The organism is Sphingobium sp. (assembly GCF_041987595.1).
Classification (GTDB): Bacteria; Pseudomonadota; Alphaproteobacteria; order Sphingomonadales; family Sphingomonadaceae; genus Sphingobium.
The window spans coordinates 1-558 of record NZ_JBHIWJ010000242.1; the positions used below are offsets into that span (position 1 = coordinate 1).

At 68.8% G+C, this 558-nt stretch carries 1 pseudogene; it reads left to right on the forward strand.

What is annotated here, in order from left to right:
• Positions 1-558 (forward strand): annotated as a pseudogene (locus ACFC3J_RS22970) (hypothetical protein); the annotation flags it as partial.

Genomic DNA, 558 nt, shown 5'->3' on the forward strand with positions numbered 1-558 from the left:
GCTCCCACGCGGATCGCCGGTTACATACCGGCGCCGCCTCTGGAAGTCGGGCGGGCGCCCTCCGCAGCCCCGCTGAACGTTCCGGCCCCGCCGCCGGCCGACCTGCCTGTGTTTCCGCCGGCGCGGGAAATCGTCCTGCCGCCCGGCCGGTTCGACCCGCTGCCGCCGACACTGATCATTCCGCCGCCGACGACGTCGGTCCCGCCGCCCTGCGACGAGGACGACGAGGACTGCGAACCCCCGCCGCCGCCTCCGCCGCCCCCGCCGCCGAAGGTGGTCATCATTCCGCCCAAGCCGATGCCGCCCAACGGCGCCAGCAACAACCTTGCCTTCCCGGCAGCCGATGCCAACGGGCTGCGCGAATCCGTCAACCGCAACATCTCGCCTTCGCAGATGCTGTGGAACCTGCGTTCGGCGTACAACGTGGCCGCGCTCAACTGCAACGAACCCAAGCACGCCAACATTCTTGTGCGCTATCGCGCGTTCCTGAAGAACCACGCGCGCACGCTCACGGCCGCGAACAAGAAGGTCGACGAGGAATTCCGCAAGAAATATGGC